This window comes from Duganella guangzhouensis (assembly GCF_009674535.1).
Taxonomy (GTDB): domain Bacteria; phylum Pseudomonadota; class Gammaproteobacteria; order Burkholderiales; family Burkholderiaceae_D; genus Rugamonas; species Rugamonas guangzhouensis.
In genome coordinates this window covers 1-949 of sequence record NZ_WKJK01000061.1, presented here as the reverse complement: position 1 = coordinate 949, position 949 = coordinate 1, and the positions used below count along the sequence as shown (strand labels likewise).

General features: G+C 52.1%; 1 protein-coding gene. It reads left to right on the top strand.

Annotation, left to right across the window (positions count from 1 at the left end; translation table 11 throughout):
* Positions 1–949 (top strand): IS21 family transposase (istA, locus tag GJ699_RS33895; RefSeq protein WP_154383811.1); only part of this gene is annotated, 949 nt, incomplete at both ends.

Below are 949 nucleotides of genomic sequence, written 5' to 3'. Positions count from 1 at the left end.
TTTGAAGCAGCTCCATCTGGAACTGAAAGAACTCGGCTATGAAGGGTCATACGACCGCGTGGCGGCGTTTGCCAGGCAGTGGAAGGCGGGTCAATTGGAATGGGTCAATTCTGCGAGCAAACGAACATACGTCCCACTCAAATTCGCTCCCGGCGAGGCATTCCAGTTCGATTGGAGTGAGGATTGGGCGGTCATTGCCGGTGAACGCACCAAGCTGCAAATTGCCCAGTTCAAATTGAGCCACAGCCGGGCCTTCTTCCTCCGCGCATATTTGCTTCAAACGCATGAGATGCTTTTTGATGCACACGAGCATGCCTTCCTGGCATTTGGAGGTGTGCCACGCCGGGGCATTTACGACAATATGAAGACGGCAGTAGACAAGGTCAAACTGGGCAAAGAGCGGGACGTCAACGCTCGATTTTCCTCAATGGTCAGCCACTATCTCTACGATGCCGAATTCTGCAATCCAGCCTCTGGATGGGAGAAAGGTCAGATTGAGAAAAACGTTCGCGACAGTCGCCACCGGATCTGGCAAAAGGTTCCAGAGCACGATTCACTTACAGCCCTTAATCGTTGGCTAACTGAGGAATGCTTCCGACTATGGAGAACGATTCAGCATCCCGAAACGGACCTTACCATTTGGGAGGTATGGGATGCAGAACGATTGCACCTTATGCCGAACGGCAAACCCTTTGATGGTTTTGTAGAACAAACCAAGCGCGTATCACCAACCTGCTTAGTTACCTTTGAACGCAATCGTTATAGCGTTCCGGCCGCGCTTGCCAATCGCCCCGTCAGCTTGCGTATTTATGCACACAAGTTACAGATTGTCGCGGACGGCAAGATCATGGCTGAACACGAACGGGATATTACTCGCGATCATGGCCCTGGGCACACGATTTATAACTGGCGCCATTACCTTGCTGTTGTTCAACGTAAGCCTGGCGCC